Raw genomic sequence first — 23,038 nt, 5'->3', positions numbered from 1 at the left:
ATTATTCCTTAACGTCGTCGTCAGTATTTCTGTAATAAATTTTATCGTCTAACCATTCTTGAACCGCTAAAGCGTGTGGCTTTGGTAATTTCTCATAGAATTTAGACACTTCAATTTGCTCTTTGTTTTCAAAGATTTCTTCAAGACTGTCGTTATAAGTTGCAAACTCTTCAAGTTTATCAACCAACTCACGTCTAATGTCTGTGTTTATCTGCTCGGCTCTTTTAGAGATTACAGAAATCGCTTCATAGATATTATCTGTTGGAGCATCAATGATATTTCTATCATAGGTTTCTGTTGAAACAGGAGCATTGGTCTTTTTTAAATCCATTGTATATATAAATTAACTTTTCGTATTGTATTCTTGTAATGCTGATGTCATTTCACTGTTCATTTTATCAACTTCTGAAGTAAATTCAGAATTAGGATAAAACTTCTTAAATGAATTGTAATAATTCATTGCTGTATTTAATCTAGCCTCTTTTTTAGCATCTATACTATTAATGCCTAGTTTATAAGCAGAATCTAATCTGTAGTACATCGCTTGTTCTTTAAAACTTGTACCAGGATAATCCGCTAAAAAATTATCAAATGCTTTGATAGCAGCTTCATAATCGGAAGACTCAAAATAAGCAATTTGATTGTATTGTTTTGCTATTTCAAAAGCTTTTCGTTCGAGTTTATAATCTAATTCCTTAATCAATTCATTAGCTTGTGCTAAGTATTCTGAGTCTGGATATTTATTTACAAACAATTGCAATTTTTCCAGTGCTTCGATGGTTTCTTGCTGTTCTTTACTGTAAACAGGCGATACGTCATAATAACTTTTAGCCGACAAAAATGCAGCCTCTTCCACCTTTTCACTTTGCGGGTAGCTTTTCTCAAAACGAGATAACTGATACCCAGCAGCTAAGTATTGTTTGGTTAAATAAAATGTTTTGCCATACATATACATTAACTTTTCAGCTTGAGGCTTTCCAGCATAATTAGGTACAATTTGAGCAAACAAACGATTGGCCTTATTGTATTTCCCTTCTTCGTATAGCTTAGTACCTAGTTCGAACTTGGTTTTGATATCTTCAGACTTTAACGCCTTTTGAAATTCGCTACACGAGTTGAACGTTACTACAATGGCAAATAAGTAAACTAATTTCTTCATAAATAAAAACAGGTTGCAAAAGTACGTATTAATAACGTATTATAAAAACAAAAAATTACACCCAAAAATAACAGTTGAAATTAGGCTCTTGTTATGTTTAAGTAATATTTAACTTTTAAATATTTAATCTAATTTTTGGAGTGCTATTTTGACCTTTTCTTTAAGCTCATTTGTGGCTTCAACTAGAGGTAATCTCACCGTAGATTTTGCTAAATTTAAAGCCTCTAAAACAGCTTTAATTCCAGCTGGGTTATTTTCAGAAAAAATAAGCGATGTTAAGTCCATTAACTCAAAATGAATTTTATAAGCCGCTTTAGCTTTTCCTTCTAAACCTAAGTTAATCATATTGGTGAATTGCTTAGGTACAGCTTGTCCTAACACTGAAATCACGCCTGCTCCACCAGCCAGAACAACACCTAAAACTAAGTCGTCATCGCCAGAAATAATTAAGAAGTCATCAGGCTTGTCACGCAATAACTTTAAATACTGATGTACATTATTTCCTGCTTCTTTAACTGCAATAATATTTTTAAAATCATTAGCCAAACGCAAGGTCGTTTCTGGCAACATATTTGACGAGGTTCTACCTGGCACATTATATAAAATAATATCAACTGGTGAGACTTCAGAAATCGCCTTAAAGTGCTGATAAATGCCTTCTTGTGTTGGCTTGCTGTAATAAGGAGACACCGATAATAAGGTATCTATTTGGCTTAAGTCTGTCGCTTTTATCTCTTCAATTACAGCCGAAGTATTATTTCCTCCAATCCCTAAAACTAATGGCACTCGGCTATTATTCGCGTCAATAATTGTCTTTATTATAGCTTGCTTTTCCTGTTTGGTTATGGTTACACTTTCGCCTGTGGTACCACAAATAACAATATAATTTGTTCCGTTTTTGATATTAAAATCAACCAGGTTTGCTAACGCATGATGATCAACACTAAGATCGTCATTAAAAGGTGTGATAATGGCTACACCTGTGCCATGAAATTTAGTCATTACAATTTATTTAATACAGTTAAATATTTTTTTAATTCCGTTTTAAAGACATTAAAATCTTTAGTTTTTACATCAATCATTAAATCATATAATCGATCATCTTCATTAGTGATTCCTACTTTGAAATTTGCATTAGACGACGCCGTAATCAAATCAAGTTCGAGATGGCTTTCCGAATAAAAGCTAATCAACACATCAAACTGAGTATCAATAAAGCTCTGTAAGTCGATATTATTGATTTTACCTTTCCATCCAAAATCTTTCGGATTAAAATAAGTATCCCAAAGCACATTTGAATCTTTAGGATCTTCTACAAAAGCAATAATTTTTGTTTTTGCTTGCTGAAGTCCTAAACTTTTAAAAAAAGCTCTAAATGCCTCAAAATCTGAATACTCACTTATATTCAAAATAACACCAACAGTTTCCATTTTGGTATTGCTTACGGCAACACGTCTAGCATTTAACAATTTGTTGATGTATTTTTGGTTTGATTTTGCCTTAAATGCCTTTAAAATCATTTATATTTATGCTTTGTACAAATGTACTAAAAACACCTTGTACGATTTCGCTAACTTATTATAATAAAATCCATGAATTATAAACATAGTTTATTCCTCATTTGCCTGCTAATTTTCTGCTCTTGCAAACAAGAAGTCCATCTTTATAAAATTGAAGGTCAACAAATTAATATTTCAGATAGCTTAACTTCTAGTTCTGAAATTGAAGATTTCATCAAACCTTACAGAGATAACGTTAATAAAAACTTAGATAGTATTCTAGCTTATGCCGTTGACACCTACTCTAAATCTGATGGCGAATACAATACAGCTATTGGTAATATGATGGCCGATGCTGTTTATGAAGAAGCGAATCCGGTTTTTAAAAGCAGAACCGGTGAAGACATTGATTTTGTGTTATTAAATCATGGTGGCATTAGAGCTATTATTTCTAAAGGATCTGTAACCACTCGAACAGCTTATGAGATTATGCCTTTTGAAAACTCTACTGTGGTGGTTAAACTAAAAGGCGAGCAAGTTCAAGAACTTATTGATTATCTCGTTAAAGCTAAACGCGCGCATCCCATCTCTAAATTAAATATTGTTTTGGATGCTGATGGAAATTTAGAATCTGCCGGACTCAACGGAAAGCCCATCGATTTTACAAAAACTTATAATGTCGCTACAAATGACTACTTATATAATGGTGGAGATCGAATGGATTTCTTTAAAACCAATGATAGTCTTTATGTTTTAGATTATAAAATTAGAAATGTCCTTATTGATTACTTTAAAAAAACAGACACGCTTAATCCCGTTATTGACAACCGTTTTATTCAGCTAAACAATTAATTATGAAAAGAAGAGATTTTATACAACAAACAGCTGCAGCTTCGGCGTTAATTGGTTTAGGCGGAATGGGATTAACCTCATTCGCACCTGCAACAAAAAAAATCACCATTTTACATACTAATGACGTTCACAGTCATATTGATGCCTTTGGACCTGATGATGGCCGAAACCCCAACCAAGGTGGTGTGTCGAGACGTGCCACTTTAATTGCTAATATTAGAAAAGAAAACCCAAATACCCTACTCTTGGATGCTGGTGATATTTTTCAAGGCACACCTTATTTTAATTACTATGGAGGTGAACTCGAATTTAAACTTATGAGCATGCTTAAATACGATGTTGCCACAATTGGAAATCATGATTTTGATAATGGCATTGATGGTTTATTTGCTCAATTGCCTCACGCAAAATTTGATTTTGTTTCTGCTAATTATGACTTTTCTAATACGATTCTAGACACTCACGTTAAACCGTATAAAATCCTAGTAAAAGATGGTATTAAGATTGGAATCTTCGGATTGGGAATTGAACTTAACGGACTCGTAGAACAGCGTATGTATAAGGAAACTAAATATCTGGATCCTACGGAAACAGCTCAGGAAATGACCCGAATTTTAAAACAAGATGAGCATTGCGATTTAATTATTTGCCTCTCACATTTGGGTTATAATTATCGTAATCGCCCTGAAAAAATTAGTGACCTTAAGCTCGCTGAAACAACAAAAGATATAGATTTAATTATTGGCGGACATACACATACATTCCTTAAAAAACCTACGGTTGTTAAAAATTCTGAAGGCAAAAATCTACTTGTGAATCAGGTGGGATGCTACGGAATAAACTTAGGAAAAATTGACTTCTACTTTGATGCCGATAAAAATAAATCTGCCAACGGCACCTCTATTATTGTCTAGTTTATAGATGGACTCTAATTTGTTTTAAAGTTTCAGTTGTCGGAATAAAGTATTCTGAAAAATTTATGCGCTTATCACTGTTTCTATGTGTGTGGTGATCGTACACGTATTTATACAATAGAAATAAACCTGCAATGTGAAGAATAACTTCAAAAACTTCAAATATCCAGTAGTAAACATATAAATTACAGATGTAGTTGAGCACATCAGAAAAGACAAAGCAAAATACCATTAGTAGAAAGGTGATAGATTGTGCTGTTTCCCGACTTAAATACACAGCAAAGGCAAAATAAGTCATCCCAATAAGTGTCACACCATGACATATATAAAGAACTAAATTTACATCATCGACAAAATTTTCTTTTGCGACTTCATAAAGTGCATATAAAAAATAGGAGTTTAACAGCAGTACCAAAACCAGATAAACGGTCACTAAGCCTTCAAATCTAACCTTTTTTAGCTGTCCGAGTAATACAAATATCAACAATAAATAAGCACCTATATATGTAGCTTTAGAAAGTTCGGCAGATAAATTTCCAATGTCAAAAACCGAGAAAGCATCACCTATAAAAAAGACTAAAAATATCGTGAGAAATATATTAGCCATTTTATTCAACTGGCAGAAATAAAAGGTCAACAAAATAGTTACGGTCACTAGTTTTGTAATCATTGGCACCATTTCAATATCAAAATAGGTGGCCACAAAAGTGCATAGCGACAACAAACATAAGACGATAACCAACGCCATATTTGGCTTTAATTTTTGCGTTTTCTGCATGGTAGATTTAATAATAGGGTAAGCAAATATAACAAAAAATATGTATTTCAACGTATAAAATGAACATTTTATCGATTATTTTATGTTTTAAACAACTTTCTGTAGGGTTTCAATTTCTAAACGTCTAATAGACAATACATTTAAGTTATGAAAAAATACCTGCCATTTATTCTAAGATTGATTATTGCTGTAATTCTAATCCAAACCTTACGATTTAAATTTACAGCACATCCAGACAGTGTGTATATATTTACAAAAGTTGGCTTAGAACCCGTAGGTAGAATAGCTATCGGTATTGTAGAACTTATCGCTGGCCTATTATTGCTTTTCAAAAAAACAGCTTGGGCTGGTGCAATCTTAACTTTAGGTGTCCTAGGTGGAGCCATTAGTATGCATCTCACACAATTAGGCATTGAAGTTAAAGGAGATGGTGGCGTTTTGTTTTATACAGCAGTTATAACATTCTTACTTGCTGCAACGGTTCTCATCATCAATAGAAAGGACATTCCTATACTTGGAAAAAAACTCTAAACTTTTAAATCCTGCTGTACAAAAGACACATTTTTATCCTTGTGTACTAATCTGGATTGAAGATAAAAAAACAAAAAAGCAGCAACCAAAAACGCTGAACATAAAACATTTAAAACGTTGAAATCTGCTGCTATATAGAAATAGGCTAATTGTAATATTTCAGAAAAAACAATGCAAATAGATCCTATTAATAAATTCATAGATTTTTTGTCATCCCTATACATGTAATTTAATAGCGATAAGTTCATCAACACCATGATTACAGCATTATAGGTAAACTCTAAGGTATATTCTGAATTGTTTAAAGTTTCTCGTGTAGTATCTGTTACTAAGTAAACAACAAATACACCTAAAACAATTAATAATAGTGATTGTAACGGAAATTTAGACATAGCCTTAACTATCGAAAACCCTACCAAAATTCTGAAAATCAATAATAAATACGCCAATATATATAATGCGTTACCAACATAGTAGAAATAGTCAAAATTGGGGTCTATATCAAAGTTTTTTAACCAAGTTGCCCAGTTGAATAATTCGGCGATAGTAAAAACAATCAAAAATGATAAAAATAATACATGCTTATTTTTCACTCGCACTAAATAAAGTGCCGTAAGCAACAACATTGTAAATGCTCTTACCCCTGAAGCTTCAAGCTCAAGTGCTTGAGACTGTAGACCTAAAAAAAAGACACTAAGACTAATAATTATTACTCCTAATAGTTTACTTATGTTCATAATCTGTTCCTTAATAGCAAGAACAAATATAGACATATTTAACATATAAACGAATAAAAATGCTTTTAATCGATGAAATTAATATAAACGTAGGAAATTTACTTCAATTTTAATAAAAAATCGTTTTCTGAAATTATAGTGACTCCTAGTGTTTCTGCCTTAGCACGTTTACTTGGTCCCATTTTATCGCCAGCAACTAAAAAATCGGTCTTTGAAGATATTGAAGATGAGACTTTTCCACCATTATCTTCTATGAGTTTTTTAAGTTCTGTTCTCGAAACAGTTTCAAATACTCCAGAAACTACTATCGATAAACCTTTCAATTTATTAGTTTGATTGGCTAGCTTTTCTGCGGAAATCTCAAGCTGAAGTCCGTGATATTTCAACTTCTCAATGATCATTTTATTGTCTTGCGAAGCAAAAAATTCGACGACACTTTCAGCAATTCGATCGCCAATTTCATCCACCGAAACTAAATCTTCAACCGTGGCTTGAGCAATCGCATCAATATATTTATAATGTTTTGCTAATTTCTTAGCAACAGTTTCGCCAACATAGCGTATTCCGATAGCAAACAACACGCGTTCAAAAGGAATAGCCTTTGAGGCTTCGATGCCTTTAATAAGGTTATCTGCACTTTTTTCGGCCATGCGCTCCAAAGGCAACACCTCTTCTTTTGTTAATGTATATAAATCTGAATAATTTGAAATCAGTCCTTCATGTACCAAAAGCGCCACAGTTTCACCTCCAAGACCTTCAATATCCATCGCTTTTCTGGAAATAAAATGTTGAATCCTACCAATAATCTGCGGATTGCAACCATTATAATTGGGACAATAATGCTTGGCATCCCCTTCTTGTCTCACCAATTCAGTATTACATTCGGGACAATGCGTAATATATTGAGTGACTTGAGAATCTTGCGGACGCTTACTTAAGTCGACAGCAATAATCTTCGGAATAATTTCACCACCTTTTTCAACAAAAACCTCATCGCCTACTCTAATATCGAGTTTTTCAATTTGATCTGCATTGTGTAAAGAAGCTCTTTTTACAGTCGTTCCTGCCAATTCAACAGGTTCCAGATTAGCAACTGGTGTAATAGCTCCCGTTCTTCCAACCTGATAAGTAATCTCATTTAAACGTGTCGACACCTGTTCGGCTTTAAACTTATAGGCTATTGCCCAACGTGGTGCTTTTGAGGTAAAGCCTAATTCTTCTTGCTGCTGAAGGCTATTCACTTTAATCACCACGCCATCGGTTTCATATGGTAAATCGTGTCGGTGTTTATCCCAATACTCCACAAATTCTAAAACCTCATCAACCGATACTGCTAATTTTGCAGCATCTGGCACCTTAAACCCCATTTGTCTTGCTTTTTCAAGACTTTCAAATTGTGTGTCAAACCCTAAGTTACGTCCAGTGATATTATAAAGTAAACATTCTAAAGGACGTCTCGCAACTTCAGCACTATCCTGAAGTTTCAAACTTCCAGAGGCTGTATTTCTCGGATTTCTATAAGGCTCCTCTCCTGCTTCAAGACGCTCTTCATTCATTTTATTGAAACCATCAAAAGGCAAAACTATTTCGCCTCTAATATCAAATTTCTGCGGAAAATCGCCTTTTAATTGCAAAGGAACCGATTTAATGGTTTTTATATTTGTTGTCACATCATCACCTTGTGTACCATCACCTCGCGTGACCGCTCTTAACAGTTTTCCATTTTCGTAAGTGATACTAATCGATGCGCCATCATACTTTAATTCACAGGTGTAATGAACCGTTCCATCCACTAACTTTTTGATACGTTTTTCCCAATCCAGCAAATCTTCTTTAGAATATGAATTATCTAAAGAATACATCCGATACTCATGAACTATTGTATTAAAATTTTTAGTCACCTTACCTCCCACTCGTAACGTCGGAGAATTCGCATCATAAAACTCAGGATGCGCTTCTTCTAAAGCTTGAAGTTCTTTTAATTTAATATCAAAATCGTAATCACTAATGGTTGGATTATCTAAAACATAATAGTTATAATTGTGTTCGCGAAGTTCATTGCGAAGGCTATTTATTTTTTGTGCTACACTCATTAAAATCGTCGTGAAAAAAGTTATCTTTAAAGCATCTAATATACTAAAATGTCTTTCAAAAAAATCCTTGCACTTAGTGTTTTTATCAGCTTTTTATTCAATTGCAAATCTGAAGAGTATATTGCTGAAACTCCGAAAATTATACCCATCCCTTCCAACTTAACAATCAATAAAGGCCATTTTGTTTTAGATCATAGTGTTGGTATATCTTATGACGACAACTTTAATATTTCCGGTGATTTTCTTCGGAATTATATCGAAAACGGAAGCGACATTGAGTTAGACGATAATTCTGATATTCAATTTATATTAGACGAAACTATCAAAAACGCTGAAGGGTATCAGCTCAATATTGAACCTTATCAAATTACTATTAGAGCTAAAACCGATCGAGGCGCCTTTTATGCGGTTCAAACCTTACGTCAATTGTTACCGCTTGAATTTGAAAACAAGACGCTTTCCGAAGCAAAGATAAGCATCCCGTGTATGACGATTACAGATGCACCACAATTTCAATATCGCGGGATGCATTTAGATGTGGCACGACATATGTTTTCGGTAGACTTTATCAAACAGTATATCGATGCGATTGCCATGCTTAAAATGAATACTTTTCATTGGCATTTAACCGATGATCAAGGCTGGCGAATCGAAATAAAAAAATTTCCAAAACTTCAGGAAATTGCAGCTTATCGTAACGAAACACTTATAGGACATTACAGTGATCAACCGCATCAATTTGATGGAAAGTCCTATGGCGGATTTTACACCCAGGACGAAGTTAAATCCATAGTCGCTTATGCACAATCCCGTCATGTGACTGTGATACCTGAAATTGAACTTCCTGGTCATGCACAGGCTGCCATTGCCGCCTATCCAAATTTGGGATGTACTGGAGAATCAATTGATGTTGCTACAAAATGGGGTGTGTTTGAAGATATTTTTTGCTCCAAAGATGAAACTTTTGAATTTTTAGAAGCTGTTTTAGATGAAGTGATTCCCTTATTTCCTAGTGAATATATCCATATTGGTGGTGATGAAGCTCCTAAAACACATTGGAAAGCCTGTGCACAATGTCAAAACCGAATTAAATCTGAAGGCTTAAAAGACGAGCACGAACTTCAAAATTATTTTATTACGCGAATAGAACGCTACCTCAACTCTAAGGGCAAACAAATTATTGGTTGGGATGAAATTCTGGAAGGCGGTCTTGCGCCAAACGCAACGGTGATGTCCTGGCGCGGCACAAAAGGTGCTATCCAAGCCGCTAAACAACATCACAATGTGGTCATGACACCTACGTCGCACTGTTATTTTGATTATTACCAATCTACAAATGAAGATGAACCTACAGCCATTGGTGGTTTTCTTCCTTTAGAAAAAGTATATCATTTTAATCCGGTTCCATCAGAATTAAATACAGATGAAGCCCAATATATTTTAGGTGCTCAAGGCAATTTATGGACCGAATATATCCCTACCGAATCTCAGGTGGAATACATGATATTTCCCAGAATACTAGCCATGAGTGAAGTCGTATGGTCGCAGAATGACACAAAAAACTATGCGGATTTCACAAAGCGTATTGAACATTTCAACAAGCGTTTGGATGCTCTAAATATTAACTATGCCAACCATTTGTACGAGGTTTTGGGGAATGTCTCAAAAAATAATAACGAATTAGAATACGCACTATCTACAGTAACCGAAGGAAAAGTGATACGTTTAACCATGAATGGTGACGAACCCGATTTTGAATCCCGAGTGTATCAAAGCCCGATTGCCATTGATACCACAAAAATGATTAAAGCTGCCGTGTTTCACCCTGAAACCAACGAAAAATTGAGTCCGACGTTTACCAAACATTTTAATTATCATAAAGCCGTTGGCAAAACCATCACTATTGATAAAACGCCTCATAAATCTTATGCTGGAAGTGGACCAGACGGACTCCTAAATAGTATTTCCGGAAGTGATTCACGTTATGGCGATAAAGAATGGTTAGGCTTTTGGGGCGAAGACATTGAAATCACAATCGACTTAAATGAAGAAGTAGAAATCCATTCTATTGAAACCCGATTTCATAATGGAAACGGCCAATGGATATATGCACCTGAAAAAGTTAAATTAGAATTAGACAATGATTTAATTATTAATAACCTGACCTTAAGAGACAGCTTGATAATTCCAACCCTATTTGATGTCAACCAACGCTCGAGATATGTCAAACTCCGCATTCCAAATTATGGTATTATTCCTGATGGCAGACAAGGTGCAGGACAAAAAGCATGGACTTTTATTGACGAAATTATAATTAAGTAATATGCTTTTAGAAATCTGCGCCAACTCATACCAATCTGCAAAAAATGCTCAAGATGCTGGAGCTGATCGCATAGAACTCTGTAGTGAGTTAGCCGTTGGAGGCATCACACCAAGTTATGGTGTCATTAAACAAGTAGTTTCAGAATTGGATATTGAAACCTATGTTTTGATTAGACCGCGAAGTGGAAACTTTTGCTATTCTGAAAAGGAAATTGAGGTCATTAAAAAAGACATTCAAATTTGCAAAACTCTTGGTTGTCACGGCATCGTTTCAGGTGTTCTTAAAAGTGACAACTCCATTGATATAGAGCGAACTCGTGAGCTTATTGAACTTTCAAAACCGCTCCCTTTTACCTTTCATCGTGCGTTTGATCTCGTCCAAAATCCGAAGGAAGCCCTAGAACAACTAATCGACCTAGGTGCCAACAGAATTTTAACATCAGGACAACAACCCAAAGCCATGGCTGGTATTGCATTACTCAAAGCGCTGAAGCGACACGCTCAAAACCGTATTATAATACTAGCTGGAAGCGGCATATCTTCGGAAAATGCAGCAGCCTTCAAAACTGCAGGTTTAGATGAAATCCACGCCTCGGCTTCAGAACTCATTTCACCCGAATCTTCTGAATATTTTGGCAATACACCACAAACCGTTTCAAGCTTAACTGAAATTAGAGCCATTTTAAAAGCGATTCGATATGATCTATAGAATTTGCTTTCTCATAATACTGACATTTTTAAGTTGTCAGTCGAAACATGACTTACCAGTTACAATCACTTTAGATAACAACTGGCAATTTAAAGCTGTAAATGATTCCGTTTGGAGGTCGGCAACAGTTCCCGGAAACGTACACTCCGACTTGCTAGACCATCAATTAATCGAGCATCCTTTTATGGGAAATAACGAAGATAGCCTGCAATGGATTTCGGAAACTGATTGGGAATACAAAATGACTTTTTCCGTTAGTAAAGAAACACGAGACAAAAAGCATATAGAACTCAATTTTGATGGCTTAGACACCTATGCTTCCGTCATTTTAAATGATCGTTTAATTCTGAAAACCGACAATGCCTTTAGAGATTTTTCGGTAGATGTTAAATCGGTACTCAAACCTCAAAATGAATTGCGAATACGCTTTGAACGCACTTTTGTTTCCGAAGCAAAAGCAAAGAAAAAACTAAACTACCAACTTCCTGAAGGCAATCGTATTTTCACCAGAAAAGCCCAATTTCAATACGGTTGGGATTGGGGTCCAGAATTAAATACTAGCGGAATTTGGCGTCCTATAACTTTAAGTGCCTGGAATGATTTGAAAATTGAGGACATTTATATACATCAACTTACATTAAACGATACACTTTCTAATCTTCTTATTGAACAAAGCTTTAAACTGGATACCGAAAAGAAACTTACCTACGAAATACACATTAATGACAGCATTCAAAATATAATTGATTTAAATGATGCAACACCACAAAAAGAGGTACTCATACAAATCAAAAACCCAAAACGCTGGTGGCCGCACAATTTAGGTGATCCTTATTTATATGACATCAAAGTTGTGGTAAGAGATGACAAAAAAATTCTTGATAGTATGTCGGTAAAAAAAGGACTTAGAACCATTGAACTCGTCACAGAAAAAGACAGCATTGGCGCATCGTTTTACTTTGAAGTCAACGACCTTCCTGTGTATATGAAAGGTGCGAATTATATTCCGCAGAACAGCATGCAAAACAAAGTCACAAAGGCGCATTACAACCAACTTTTAAACGATGCTGTAGATGCCAATATGAATATGCTACGCGTTTGGGGAGGCGGTATTTATGAAAACGATATTTTTTATGAATTATGTGATGAGAAAGGCATTCTAATCTGGCAAGATTTTATGTTTGCCTGTGCCATGTATCCTGGTGATAATGACTTCTTAAACAATGTTGCCCAAGAAGCAACTCAAAATGTTAAAAGCTTACGCAATCATGCTTCAATTGCACTATGGTGTGGTAACAATGAAAACTCTGAAGGCTGGCATCGTTGGGGCTGGCAAGCAGACAGAAGCGATGCTGAGAAAGATGAAATTTGGAGTAACTATCTTAAAGTCTTTGATTCTATATTACCAGAAACCGTTAATCGTTTGACCGATACAGACTATTGGGAAAGCTCACCAAAATACGGTCGTGGCAATCCTAAATATAAAACTGAAGGCGATGCGCACGATTGGTGGATCTGGCATGATGGCTACCCTTTTGAACACTTAGAACAGAATGTTCCACGGTTTATGAGCGAGTTTGGATTTCAATCGTTTCCAAGTTATGAAGCAATTCGGTATATCAATCATAAAGATGCTATCGATATTACTTCGGAAGGCTTTAAAAATCATCAAAAGCACAGTCGCGGATTTCAGATTATTGACGATTATATGCAGCGTGATTTTCCAGTACCAAATCATCATGAAGATTACGTTTATGTGAGTCAGTTGTTACAAGCCTACGGAATTACCAAAGGAATTGAAGCGCATCGTCGAGCGAAACCATATAATATGGGAACGCTCTACTGGCAACTTAACGATTGCTGGCCAGCGGTATCTTGGTCGAGTATAGATTTCTTCGGTAATTGGAAAGCCCTTCATTATCGTGCAAAAAAGAGTTTTGAGCCTATTTTAATCACTTCACAACTTGAAAACAACACATTAAAAACGTACATCATTAACGACACTTTTGAAGGCATTGGTAATACACTGCAGATAGAGATTATGGATTTTAATGGCTCCAGCATTTGGAATACGACAGAACAAGTTTACGTTTCCGCAGATTCTAGTACTTTAAAACACGAACTGGATTTAAATGCGCTGAACATGAATAAAAATAATGTTGTAGTCGTTTCAAAATTCGGTAATGAAACCGCTTATTATTATTTGACAAAACCAAAAGATTTACAACTTCATAAAGCACCTATTGAGCAAACGATTTCAAAGACGACTCAGGGATTCCAAATCACTTTAAAAAGTAAGACACTACAAAAAGACGTATATCTTTATACAGCTGAAAAAGGACATTTTAGTGATAATTATTTTGATTTGCTGCCTAATGAAACTCTCACAATTGAGTTTGAAACTGACGCTAAAAGCTTAAACGATTTTAAGATAAAAACCCTGAATAATTTACTCTAATGTGCTTCTGAAACAAGTTCAGTGTGATGTTTTACTGAAAATTAATCCTGCTTCACCGCTTTTAGCATTCGGTCTTTACCAAACAGATCTTGTTTTAATTCGATAGCTTTAAAATTGAAAGTTGTCATTAAATCAAGCATTTCCTTTCCGAGGTATTCATTAATTTCAAAATAAAGCACACCGTTGGTTTTAAGCTTTTCTTGTGCAAACTCACAAATTGCTTTATAAAATTGTAACGGATTCTCATCATCAACAAACAAGGCTGAATGCGGTTCGTTATCCAAAACGTTGGATTGTATGTCGGCTTTTTCAAGATTGCGAACATAAGGCGGATTAGAAACAATGATGTCATAATAATGTGATGCTGAAACAAGTTCAGCATGACCCGGATTTAAAATATCGTCGTGAATGAATTTGATTGTCACATCATTCAATTTTGCATTTTGTTTGGCAATATTTAAAGCACCTTCAGAAATATCTAAGGCGTGAACCTTGGCATTTGGAAGATTTTTAGCTAACGAAATTGCAATACATCCAGTGCCAGTGCCAATGTCTAAAATGTTCAGTTGAGATGCATGATTTGGTTTTGAATGATTGGTAAGTATCCAATCGACTAACTCTTCGGTTTCAGGACGCGGAATTAAAGTATGTTGATTGACTTTAAAAGGCAAGCCATAAAATTCAGTTTCACCAAGAATATACTGAATAGGCTCTTCTAATTTCAGCCGATTTAACGCTTCAAAAAAGGGTTGTTCTTCGGCTTTAGTTATACTGTAGTCTGGCTCTAAAACCAAATGAATTCTATCCAGTTTCAGATAATGCTCAATCAATAGATTGAAAAATGAATCCACTTCATTATTTCCGTAGATCACATCTAATTCCTGATGGTAAATAGCTTGAATATCTTTTAATCTCATAATTGCTTTGTCATCCAAACACCACAGGAATAATGTCCTGTATTTCCTAAAGGTTCGGTTAAGTGCCTAAACCCGAAATCTTCATAAATATGAATCGCAGCTTTAAGTTGAGATGCCGACTCTAAATAACAAGTATCATAGCCAAAATCTTTAGCCGCTTTTAAGCAGTGTTCAAATAGCTTTTTACCAAAACCTTTTCCTCTTACTACAGGCGAAAAGTACATTTTTTGTAGTTCGCAAATATTACCTTCAAAATCCTTGAGTCGCTTTATTCCTGCACCACCAAGCACTTCCTTGTCTGTTGCCACGACGTAATACACTTCTCTTTCTCCTTGGTAAGATTCGTACATAAATGGCGTTTCGGCATCTTCGTAGGCTGTCCCTTTTAACGGGATTCCAAACTCTGGAAAGCAGCCTTTGATAACAGCTTCTATTTGCGGATTATCTTCCGGGCGAATTTCTCTAATAACGATATGGTCTTGACTCACTTTATTATAGTATTTTTGCTGAGGTGAAGATACAGATAAATCCAAATTAAAAACATGCGAAATATCCTTTTATTATTAACAGTTTGTATAACTATTTTAAATTGTAGTGTTAAAGAAAAACCAGTTTTTATTGCTGTTGAAGAAATCGAATTGGTAGAGTCGACCTCTAAAACTGTTACCTTAAAAGCCGATGCTATATTTCAAAATCCAAATGATGTTGGTGGCTCCTTAGAAAGTGATGATATTTCGGTGTTTGTAAATGATATCAAAGTGGCTCAGGTGTCTTCAGAACGTTTTAAAGTGCCTGCTAAAAAAGAATTTACGATTCCGTTAAAAGTCAAAATGAGCACCGACAGCATCTTAAAACTGAAAGGAACAGACGCTATTGGGACTCTACTAAACAGTCTCTTAAATAAAAAAATTAAAGTCCAATACAAAGGTGATATCATCTATAAAACGTTTGGCTTTTCGTACACCTACCCGATTGATGAAACTGAAATGGTAACTATTAAATTTTGACAATCCACGACACTTACATAAAACGCTGTATAGACATTGCCAAAAACGGATTGGGCACCACAGCTCCAAATCCGATGGTTGGTGCTGTTATCGTACATAATGACCAGATAATAGGTGAAGGCTATACCAGTGCTTATGGTGGACATCATGCCGAAGTTAATGCTATTAATGCTGTAAAAGACAAAGCACTACTGAAAGAAGCGACGCTATATGTCACGTTAGAGCCTTGCTCTCATTTTGGAAAAACGCCACCATGCAGTGATTTGATTATCAAACATCAAATTCCGAATGTGGTGATTGGATGCGTTGATGACAACCCACAAGTTGCAGGTAAAGGTATCGCCAAATTAAAAGCTGCAGGATGCAAAGTGACAGTTGGTGTTTTAGAACACGAATGTAAAACACATCATAAGCGCTTTTTTACCTTTCATAACAAAAAACGTCCCTATATCATATTAAAATGGGCCGAAACTAATGATGGTTTTATAGCACCTGAATCAAAAGACAAAAAGCAACCCGTTTGGATTACCAATGAATTTTCCAGACAATTAGTGCATAAATGGCGTGCCGAAGAACAAGCTATTTTAGTAGGAACCCATACCGTTTTAGAAGATAATCCGAGTTTAACCGTTCGGGATTGGAAAGGAAAAAATCCCATACGTATTGTGATTGATCGCGAGCTCAAATTGTCAAAAGGTCTGGCGATCTTTAATAAAAAAGCTGAAACGCTCGTGATTTCTGATGCTGTAATTGATTTTAATAAACCAATTGCTCAGGAGATTTGCTCGTATTTACATGCGCAAGATATCAATTCGGTAATCATCGAAGGAGGCGCAAAAACCCTTCAAACCTTTATAGATGAAAACCTTTGGGATGAAGCGCGGATCTTTACAGGAAACTTAAATTTTTCTAACGGAATTAAAGCGCCACAATGTTCAGGGAAACTTATTTCCGAAGAAAAAATAATAGAAGATACCTTAAAAATTTATGCCAACAATTAATACCCTTATATTCGATTTTGGAGATGTTTTTATCAACCTCGACAAACAAGGCGCTCTTCAAAATGCATTGGACTTATTTGAACTGGAAGACTTCCCAGAAGACCTTATCGCAATTAATACCTTATACGAACAAGGTTTGATGTCTACGGAAGAATTCTTAGAGTTTTACACTGATAATTTTCCGAAGCTGTCCAAAGCACAAATTATTGACGCGTGGAATTACATACTGAAAGACTTTCCGAAGGAACGCTTAGCGTTTATAAAACAACTGGCTAAAGACTCCAAATACAAACTTATTTTATTGAGTAACACCAACGATTTACATATCAACTGGATTAAAGAACATGTTGCGTTTTACGAAGAATTTAAAGCCTGTTTTCATGAGTTTTATTTATCACATGACATCAACTTAAGAAAACCTAATGCCGATATTTATGAGTTTGTACTCAACCAAAACCAGCTCCAACCCGAAAACTGCTTGTTTATTGATGACACCAAAGACAACACCGACAGCGCTTCGGCTTTAGGCATTCATGTTTGGAATATCGATGAAACCCAACAAGATGTGATTGATTTATTTGAGATTAATAAGACTTTATTTTGATATATCTTTTACTCAGCATAGCGGCATCGACACTCATTTTTATCATTTTTAAATTATTTGATAAGTATAATATCAATCCGTTACAAGCTATCGTTGTCAATTATTTTGCGGCTTGCCTTTTCGGACTCTGGAGTTACGATGCGCCAATAGAAGTTGGTGATATTGCATCAGCACCATGGCTGTATGGCGCGATTATTCTCGGGTTTTTGTTTATTGCTGTTTTTAATCTTATGGCAGTTACAGCACAACGCAACGGACTCTCAGTGGTGTCGGTTGCCACAAAAATGAGTGTGATTATTCCGGTCATTTTTGGAATTTACGTCTATAACGAAAGTGCCAATCTTCAAAAAATAGGAGGAATTATCTTAGCCTTATTCGCTGTGTATTTCACCTCAGTAAAACCAAAAACGACAAAAAATAGTACGAAAGGTTTATGGCTTCCTATTTTACTCTTTTTTGGAGCTGGAATTATAGACACTTCAGTAAAATATATTGAAACTACTTATTTGGCCGAAAATGGAATCCCCATCTTCTCTGCTACGATTTTTGCGTTTGCCTTTTGTATTGGAAGTATCATCCTGATCATTAAAAGGATTAAAGCGCCTTATAAACTTCCGTTAAAAACGATCCTAGGTGGCAGTGTTTTAGGAATCACCAATTACTTCTCCATATATTATTTATTAAAAGCACTCAACCATGAAAATTTAGAAAGTTCGACATTATTTACCATCAATAATGTTGCAATAATAATGACATCAACACTTATTGGTTTATTGTTTTTTAAAGAACAGGTTACAAAAACCAATTGGATAGGAATAGGAATAGCAATGGTGTCAATAGTATTAATAACTTTGGCCTAATGGAAGTTAAAGACACTTATAAAACAATTACAAAGGCTTCTCCCGAAGTGCTATTTAAAGACCGAAACAGTAAGTTTTTTGGCTATGCTTTTCCTGTGACTTCAGAAACGGAAGTCAGAATCATTTTAGACGAATTAAAAAAACAACACCACCAAGCCCGACATTGGTGCTATGCATACCAATTTGGAATGCAAGAAAAAGACTATGTTTTTAGAGCCAATGATGATGGTGAACCCAGTAACAGCGCCGGAATGCCAATCTACGGACAAATACAATCTTTTGAAGTTACCAACATATTAATAGTCGTGGTGCGCTATTTTGGAGGCACAAAGCTTGGTGTTGGCGGATTAATAAACGCTTACCGAACTGGTGCACAAATGGCGCTTGAAGCCTCAAAAATTATCTCAAAAACAGTCAATATCAATTACGCTATTGCTTTTGATTATAAAAACATGAATAAAGTCATGCGAATTATAAAAGAAAAGCAACTTCGGGTTGTAAATCAAACTTTAGAATTAAGTTGTGAGATTATTATTTCTGTACGATTAAAAGATGCCGATGCAATTTTCGAAATTTTCGACACCCTTTATGAAATTGACATAAAGAATTTAAACGATTAAATATGCAGTTGGTCTAAAATATAATCTGGACATCTTGTAGGTCGATTCTTATTAATATCCATAAATACCAAAACCGAATTTCCTGTTGTCAAAATTTCATTATTTTCATTTAAGATTTCATAATCAAATTCAATTTTTACACCAGGTATTTTTGCGAGTTTAGTTTTTACTTTAATGAGATCATCATAACACGCTGACTTTTTGTAATTTATACTTAAATGAATAACTGGCAACATAATGCCATCTTCTTCCATTTTCCGATACGAAAATCCCATCTTGCGCAACCATTCAGTTCTTCCCATTTCAAAATATTGGGCATAATTCCCATGGTAAACAACGCCCATTTGATCGGTTTCACCATAACGAACTCTAAACTGTATTTCATCGGATTTGGAAAGGTTTCCCATAGTTTTTGATATTTTTTTTGTATTTTCGAAGCGATTTAAACATGCAGAAAAATTTATTAAAAATCAACACATTTTGATTTTTTTATTAAAAATTTTGTTCACATATTTGTCATGTAAAAATTGACACAAGAGAAACTCGAATTTCTCTTTTTTTTGCTAACTAACTAACAATACAAAAAATTAAACTTAGAGAATGGATGTAACTGCGCAATCGGTTTGGAATAACTGTCTCTCATTTATAAAAGACAATATACAACCTCAAGCCTACAAAACTTGGTTTGAACCTATAGTAGCAGTTAAGCTTACAGATAATGCACTGAGCATTCAAGTTCCTAGTAAATTTTTCTACGAGTGGTTAGAAGAGCACTATGTTAAAATCCTTAAAGTGGCTTTAACCAAACAATTAGGTGAAACAGCAAAGTTGGTGTACGTTATCAAAATGGAAAACACTTATGGTAACAAACAACCGTTTACTGAAAAAATTCCGAGCTCTAATCGTGGTGCATTAAAATCTCAAGATGTTGATGTTCCTTTAAATAATAAAAGTCCGGAACTTAAAAACCCATTTGTAATCCCTGGGATTAGAAATGTAAAAATTGAATCGCAACTCAATCCTAATTACAGTTTTGAAAATTTCTTAGAAGGAGATTCGAATCGTTTGGCAAGAAATGCAGGAATTGCCGTAGCCAATAAACCTGGAGGCACGTCGTTTAATCCTTTATTAATTTTTGGTGGTGTTGGTCTTGGAAAAACGCATTTAGCGCATGCTATTGGTGTGGATATCAAAGATAAATATCCTGAAAAAACGGTCTTATATATTTCTGCGGAAAAGTTTACACAACAATATATTGACTCTGTAAAAAAGAATAATCGCAATGATTTTATTCATTTTTATCAAATTATAGATGTTTTGATTATTGATGATGTCCAGTTTTTATCTGGGAAGTCAGGAACACAAGATGTATTCTTCCATATCTTCAATCATTTACATCAAAACGGAAAACAAGTCGTATTAACGAGTGACAAAGCGCCTGTTGATATGCAAGATATTGAACAACGTTTATTATCTCGTTTTAAATGGGGACTTTCAGCAGAATTGCAAAGCCCAGATTTTGAAACCAGAGTTTCTATTCTGAAGAACAAACTGTATCGCGATGGTGTTGAAATGCCAGACGAAATCATTGAATATGTGGCAAAGCATATTAAAACCAATGTACGTGAATTAGAAGGAGCTATTATTTCTTTGATTGCGCAATCGTCTTTCAATAAAAAAGAGATTACGGTTAACCTTGCTAAGGAAATCGTTGAGAAGTTTGTAAAGAACACCAAACGCGAAGTATCTATCGATTATATTCAAAAGGTTGTATCCGATTATTTCCAAATGGATGTCAGTACACTTCAGTCTAAAACTAGAAAACGTCATATTGTACAAGCGAGGCAATTAGCCATGTTTTTTGCTAAGAAATATACAAAAGCATCATTGGCAAGTATCGGATCTCAAATTGGAAAACGTGATCATGCTACTGTACTTCATGCCTGTAAAACAGTAGACAACCTATCCTCTACAGATAAGCAATTTAGAAAATACGTTGAAGATCTTTCTAAAAAGCTATCCCTTTAAACAGTTACTATGACTCGTATTTTAATGGTTTGTTTAGGCAACATATGTCGCTCGCCATTAGCTCATGGAATTTTAGAATCAAAACTGCCTAAAGACACATTTTATGTTGATTCTGCTGGAACGGCAAATTACCATGTAGGAGATCTACCTGACCAACGCTCTATTACTGTTGCTCAAAATCATGGAATTTATATTTCTCATCAAAGAGGTCGTCAATTTAAAACTTCAGATTTTGACACTTTTGATTATATCTATGTCATGGACCAATCCAACTATGACAATGTCACTAAACTGGCAAGAAACACTAACGACATAGGAAAAGTGAAGCTTATACTGGAGGTTGACGATACCGTCAAAAACAAAAGAGTTCCCGATCCTTATTATGGTGAAATTTCAGATTTTGAACACGTATTTACACTTTTAGATCTGGCTTGTTCTATCATTTCAAAAACACTTACCAACAAAGACCTATAAGAGATTTCCTATAAAACTCTTAATTTTTTCGTATTTTGTCAAAAAAATTCCTTTAAAACTAGAAAAATGAAAACAATTACCCTTTTCCTAGCCTGCCTTTTTATATCTATTAACTACGCCCAAGACATCGAATTAGAGACTTTTGGCACTGGATTCACAAACCCTGTAAACATTAAACATGCAGGTGACGATCTACTTTATGTGGTTGAACGTGATGGGTTTATAAAAATATTAAATTCGGATGGTACTGTAAATCCCACAGCCTTTTTAGATATTGATGATCTTGTAATTGATTTTGGAGGTGAGCAAGGCTTATTGGCTGTCGCTTTTCATCCTAATTATATCACTAATGGCTTCTTTTATGTGAATTATATCAACAATGATGGCGATACTGTTATCTCGAGATTTACCAGATCCACACCAACTACTGCTGATGAAAATTCTGAAGTAGTTATGTTAACGATAACACAACCTTATTCAAATCACAATGGAGGTGATTTACATTTTGGAACCGATGGTTATTTATACATTTCCTTAGGTGATGGCGGTTCTGGTGGAGACCCAGAAAATTATGCCCAACGTTTAAACACCTTGCTTGGAAAAATGCTTAGAATTGATGTTAACGTGAGTCAGGTACAAATTGATGCCGGGACGACCTATCTCATTCCTTCAGACAATCCGTTTGTTAGTGATTCGGCAGCACTAGATGAAATTTGGGCTTATGGCTTAAGAAACCCTTGGAAGTTTTCATTTGACAGAACGACTGGAGATTTATGGACTGCCGATGTTGGTCAATTACAAATTGAAGAAATTAACAAAGTTTCTGCGACTTCTGTAGGTGGTGAAAATTATGGCTGGAAATGTTTTGAAGGAACTATGACATTTCAAACCTCAACGACTTGTGATGAAATAACTCACCATGAGCCTATTGCTGAATATAACCATGGAGGCGGACGTTGTTCAATAACTGGTGGTTACGTGTATCGTGGTACCGAGCAAAGCTCATTACAAGGTTTATACTTTTTTGCAGATTTTTGCAGTAATGATATTGGCTATGTAGAAGAAACCTCTCCAGGCAATTTTAACCTTACGCTTTTAGGTGCATTTTCTGGTGGCGGCTGGTCGGCTTTTGGAGAAGATATTAATGGCGAATTATATGTTACCAGTCTTTTTAATGGTATTGTTTATAAAGTGGTGGAATCTAATTTAAGCGTCGATGAACCTTCAATAAGTGACATAAAAATGTACCCAAATCCGGCTACGAATAATGTTACGTTTGACTTACTCAACAACTCTAATCCTATTCAGGAAATTAATATTCATGACGTTCAGGGAAAATTAGTAACTTCCAGAACTAATTTTGACGCACAATTAATAACAATTTCAACAAAAGCACTCACAAGCGGTTTGTATCTTGTTGAAATCATAAGTAGTCAAGGTAGAAAAAGCATTCGTAAACTGGTTGTGGAATAATT

The 23,038-nt window shown here is 35.0% G+C and carries 24 protein-coding genes; 14 read left to right on the top strand and 10 right to left on the bottom strand.

The annotated features are described in order from the left end of the window. Window position 1: 1 nt before the first annotated feature. The 4 genes from N4270_RS09170 to N4270_RS09155 all read right to left on the bottom strand — a co-directional run bounded on the left by N4270_RS09170 (window position 2) and on the right by N4270_RS09155 (window position 2,679). Window positions 2–331 carry a DNA-directed RNA polymerase subunit omega gene (locus tag N4270_RS09170; RefSeq protein WP_260096744.1) on the bottom strand — a complete coding sequence of 110 codons (330 nt, stop codon included), beginning with the start codon at window positions 329–331 and terminating at the stop codon, window positions 2–4. Window positions 332–343: 12 nt separating this feature from the next. Then, window positions 344–1,159, bottom strand: a complete 816-nt coding sequence (locus tag N4270_RS09165; protein WP_260096743.1) for an outer membrane protein assembly factor BamD — start codon at window positions 1,157–1,159, stop codon at window positions 344–346. Window positions 1,160–1,282: 123 nt separating this feature from the next. Next, entirely contained in the window at window positions 1,283–2,161 is an 879-nt protein-coding gene (gene dapA, locus N4270_RS09160) for a 4-hydroxy-tetrahydrodipicolinate synthase (RefSeq protein WP_260096742.1), read from the bottom strand. Next, complete coding sequence (locus N4270_RS09155; protein ID WP_260096741.1) at window positions 2,161–2,679, bottom strand: hypothetical protein; 519 nt, start codon at window positions 2,677–2,679, stop codon at window positions 2,161–2,163. The genes dapA and N4270_RS09155 overlap by 1 nt, the downstream gene beginning before the upstream one ends. A gap of 72 nt (window positions 2,680–2,751) precedes the next feature. Between N4270_RS09155 and N4270_RS09150 the strand changes: the two genes are divergently transcribed. After that, complete coding sequence (locus N4270_RS09150; RefSeq protein ID WP_260096740.1) at window positions 2,752–3,510, top strand: 5'-nucleotidase C-terminal domain-containing protein; 759 nt, start codon at window positions 2,752–2,754, stop codon at window positions 3,508–3,510. A 2-nt stretch (window positions 3,511–3,512) separates the two neighbouring features. Then, window positions 3,513–4,424, top strand: coding sequence for a bifunctional UDP-sugar hydrolase/5'-nucleotidase (locus N4270_RS09145; protein ID WP_260096739.1), 912 nt, complete (start codon window positions 3,513–3,515; stop codon window positions 4,422–4,424). 1 nt (window position 4,425) lies between these two features. On the opposite strand, the gene N4270_RS09140 is transcribed toward N4270_RS09145, so the two are convergent. Beyond that, window positions 4,426–5,202, bottom strand: a complete 777-nt coding sequence (locus N4270_RS09140) for a hypothetical protein (RefSeq protein WP_260096738.1) — start codon at window positions 5,200–5,202, stop codon at window positions 4,426–4,428. A 147-nt stretch (window positions 5,203–5,349) separates the two neighbouring features. On the opposite strand from N4270_RS09140, the gene N4270_RS09135 reads away from it, so the two are divergent. Next, the gene (locus N4270_RS09135; RefSeq protein ID WP_260096737.1) at window positions 5,350–5,733 is read left to right on the top strand and encodes a DoxX family membrane protein; all 384 of its coding nucleotides are present in this window, start codon (window positions 5,350–5,352) and stop codon (window positions 5,731–5,733) included. Here N4270_RS09135 and N4270_RS09130 read toward each other — a convergent pair. Both N4270_RS09130 and ligA read right to left on the bottom strand, forming a co-directional pair. After that, a complete protein-coding gene (locus N4270_RS09130; RefSeq protein ID WP_260096736.1) occupies window positions 5,730–6,506 on the bottom strand; it encodes a hypothetical protein in 777 nt (258 codons plus the stop codon). The genes N4270_RS09135 and N4270_RS09130 overlap by 4 nt on opposite strands. 62 nt (window positions 6,507–6,568) lie before the next feature. Next, on the bottom strand, window positions 6,569–8,563 hold the full coding sequence (gene ligA, locus N4270_RS09125) for an NAD-dependent DNA ligase LigA (RefSeq protein WP_260096735.1): 1,995 nt from the start codon (window positions 8,561–8,563) through the stop codon (window positions 6,569–6,571). A 48-nt stretch (window positions 8,564–8,611) separates the two neighbouring features. Here ligA and N4270_RS09120 point away from each other — a divergent pair, with 48 nt between their 5' ends. Genes N4270_RS09120 through N4270_RS09110 form a run of 3 tightly spaced genes read left to right on the top strand, consistent with a single transcriptional unit; the run spans window position 8,612 to window position 14,052 of the window. After that, window positions 8,612–10,885 carry a beta-N-acetylhexosaminidase gene (locus tag N4270_RS09120; RefSeq protein ID WP_260096734.1) on the top strand — a complete coding sequence of 758 codons (2,274 nt, stop codon included), beginning with the start codon at window positions 8,612–8,614 and terminating at the stop codon, window positions 10,883–10,885. 1 nt (window position 10,886) lies between these two features. Then, window positions 10,887–11,594: a copper homeostasis protein CutC gene (locus N4270_RS09115; protein ID WP_260096733.1), complete on the top strand. Its 708-nt coding sequence runs from the start codon at window positions 10,887–10,889 to the stop codon at window positions 11,592–11,594. Beyond that, window positions 11,584–14,052, top strand: a complete 2,469-nt coding sequence (locus tag N4270_RS09110) for a glycoside hydrolase family 2 protein (RefSeq protein WP_260096732.1) — start codon at window positions 11,584–11,586, stop codon at window positions 14,050–14,052. The genes N4270_RS09115 and N4270_RS09110 overlap by 11 nt, the downstream gene beginning before the upstream one ends. Before the next feature lie 41 nt (window positions 14,053–14,093). Here N4270_RS09110 and prmC read toward each other — a convergent pair whose 3' ends face one another. Together prmC and N4270_RS09100 are read right to left on the bottom strand one after the other, a co-directional pair. Continuing rightward, complete coding sequence (gene prmC, locus N4270_RS09105; RefSeq protein ID WP_260096731.1) at window positions 14,094–14,969, bottom strand: peptide chain release factor N(5)-glutamine methyltransferase; 876 nt, start codon at window positions 14,967–14,969, stop codon at window positions 14,094–14,096. Next, window positions 14,966–15,502: a GNAT family N-acetyltransferase gene (locus N4270_RS09100; RefSeq protein WP_260096730.1), complete on the bottom strand. Its 537-nt coding sequence runs from the start codon at window positions 15,500–15,502 to the stop codon at window positions 14,966–14,968. The genes prmC and N4270_RS09100 overlap by 4 nt, the downstream gene beginning before the upstream one ends. A gap of 9 nt (window positions 15,503–15,511) precedes the next feature. Here N4270_RS09100 and N4270_RS09095 point away from each other — a divergent pair, with 9 nt between their 5' ends. From N4270_RS09095 to N4270_RS09075, 5 genes are read left to right on the top strand one after another with little or no spacing between them, the layout of a single operon-like run. After that, window positions 15,512–15,976, top strand: coding sequence for an LEA type 2 family protein (locus N4270_RS09095; protein WP_260096729.1), 465 nt, complete (start codon window positions 15,512–15,514; stop codon window positions 15,974–15,976). Beyond that, window positions 15,973–16,977, top strand: a complete 1,005-nt coding sequence (ribD, locus tag N4270_RS09090; RefSeq protein ID WP_260096728.1) for a bifunctional diaminohydroxyphosphoribosylaminopyrimidine deaminase/5-amino-6-(5-phosphoribosylamino)uracil reductase RibD — start codon at window positions 15,973–15,975, stop codon at window positions 16,975–16,977. The genes N4270_RS09095 and ribD overlap by 4 nt, the downstream gene beginning before the upstream one ends. After that, window positions 16,964–17,581, top strand: coding sequence for an HAD family phosphatase (locus tag N4270_RS09085; protein ID WP_260096727.1), 618 nt, complete (start codon window positions 16,964–16,966; stop codon window positions 17,579–17,581). The genes ribD and N4270_RS09085 overlap by 14 nt, the downstream gene beginning before the upstream one ends. Next, window positions 17,578–18,441 (top strand): DMT family transporter, encoded by an 864-nt coding sequence (locus tag N4270_RS09080; protein WP_260096726.1) that lies wholly within the window; start codon window positions 17,578–17,580, stop codon window positions 18,439–18,441. The genes N4270_RS09085 and N4270_RS09080 overlap by 4 nt, the downstream gene beginning before the upstream one ends. Beyond that, window positions 18,441–19,061 (top strand): YigZ family protein, encoded by a 621-nt coding sequence (locus N4270_RS09075; protein ID WP_260096725.1) that lies wholly within the window; start codon window positions 18,441–18,443, stop codon window positions 19,059–19,061. Before N4270_RS09080 ends, N4270_RS09075 begins: the two co-directional genes overlap by 1 nt. Here N4270_RS09075 and N4270_RS09070 read toward each other — a convergent pair. Further along, a complete protein-coding gene (locus N4270_RS09070) occupies window positions 19,058–19,468 on the bottom strand; it encodes a thioesterase family protein (protein ID WP_260096724.1) in 411 nt (136 codons plus the stop codon). The genes N4270_RS09075 and N4270_RS09070 overlap by 4 nt on opposite strands. A 193-nt stretch (window positions 19,469–19,661) precedes the next feature. Between N4270_RS09070 and dnaA the strand changes: the two genes are divergently transcribed. From dnaA to N4270_RS09055, 3 genes are all read left to right on the top strand, one after another. After that, window positions 19,662–21,089, top strand: coding sequence for a chromosomal replication initiator protein DnaA (gene dnaA, locus N4270_RS09065; protein ID WP_260096723.1), 1,428 nt, complete (start codon window positions 19,662–19,664; stop codon window positions 21,087–21,089). A 9-nt stretch (window positions 21,090–21,098) separates the two neighbouring features. After that, window positions 21,099–21,563, top strand: a complete 465-nt coding sequence (locus tag N4270_RS09060) for a low molecular weight protein-tyrosine-phosphatase (protein ID WP_260096722.1) — start codon at window positions 21,099–21,101, stop codon at window positions 21,561–21,563. Window positions 21,564–21,629: 66 nt separating this feature from the next. Then, a complete protein-coding gene (locus tag N4270_RS09055; protein ID WP_260096721.1) occupies window positions 21,630–23,036 on the top strand; it encodes a PQQ-dependent sugar dehydrogenase in 1,407 nt (468 codons plus the stop codon). Window positions 23,037–23,038 lie beyond the last annotated feature (2 nt).

The organism is Psychroserpens sp. SPM9 (assembly GCF_025153525.1).
Taxonomy (GTDB): domain Bacteria; phylum Bacteroidota; class Bacteroidia; order Flavobacteriales; family Flavobacteriaceae; genus Psychroserpens.
The sequence above is the reverse complement of the archived record's forward strand: the minus strand, read 5'-3'. Positions and strand labels throughout refer to the sequence as shown.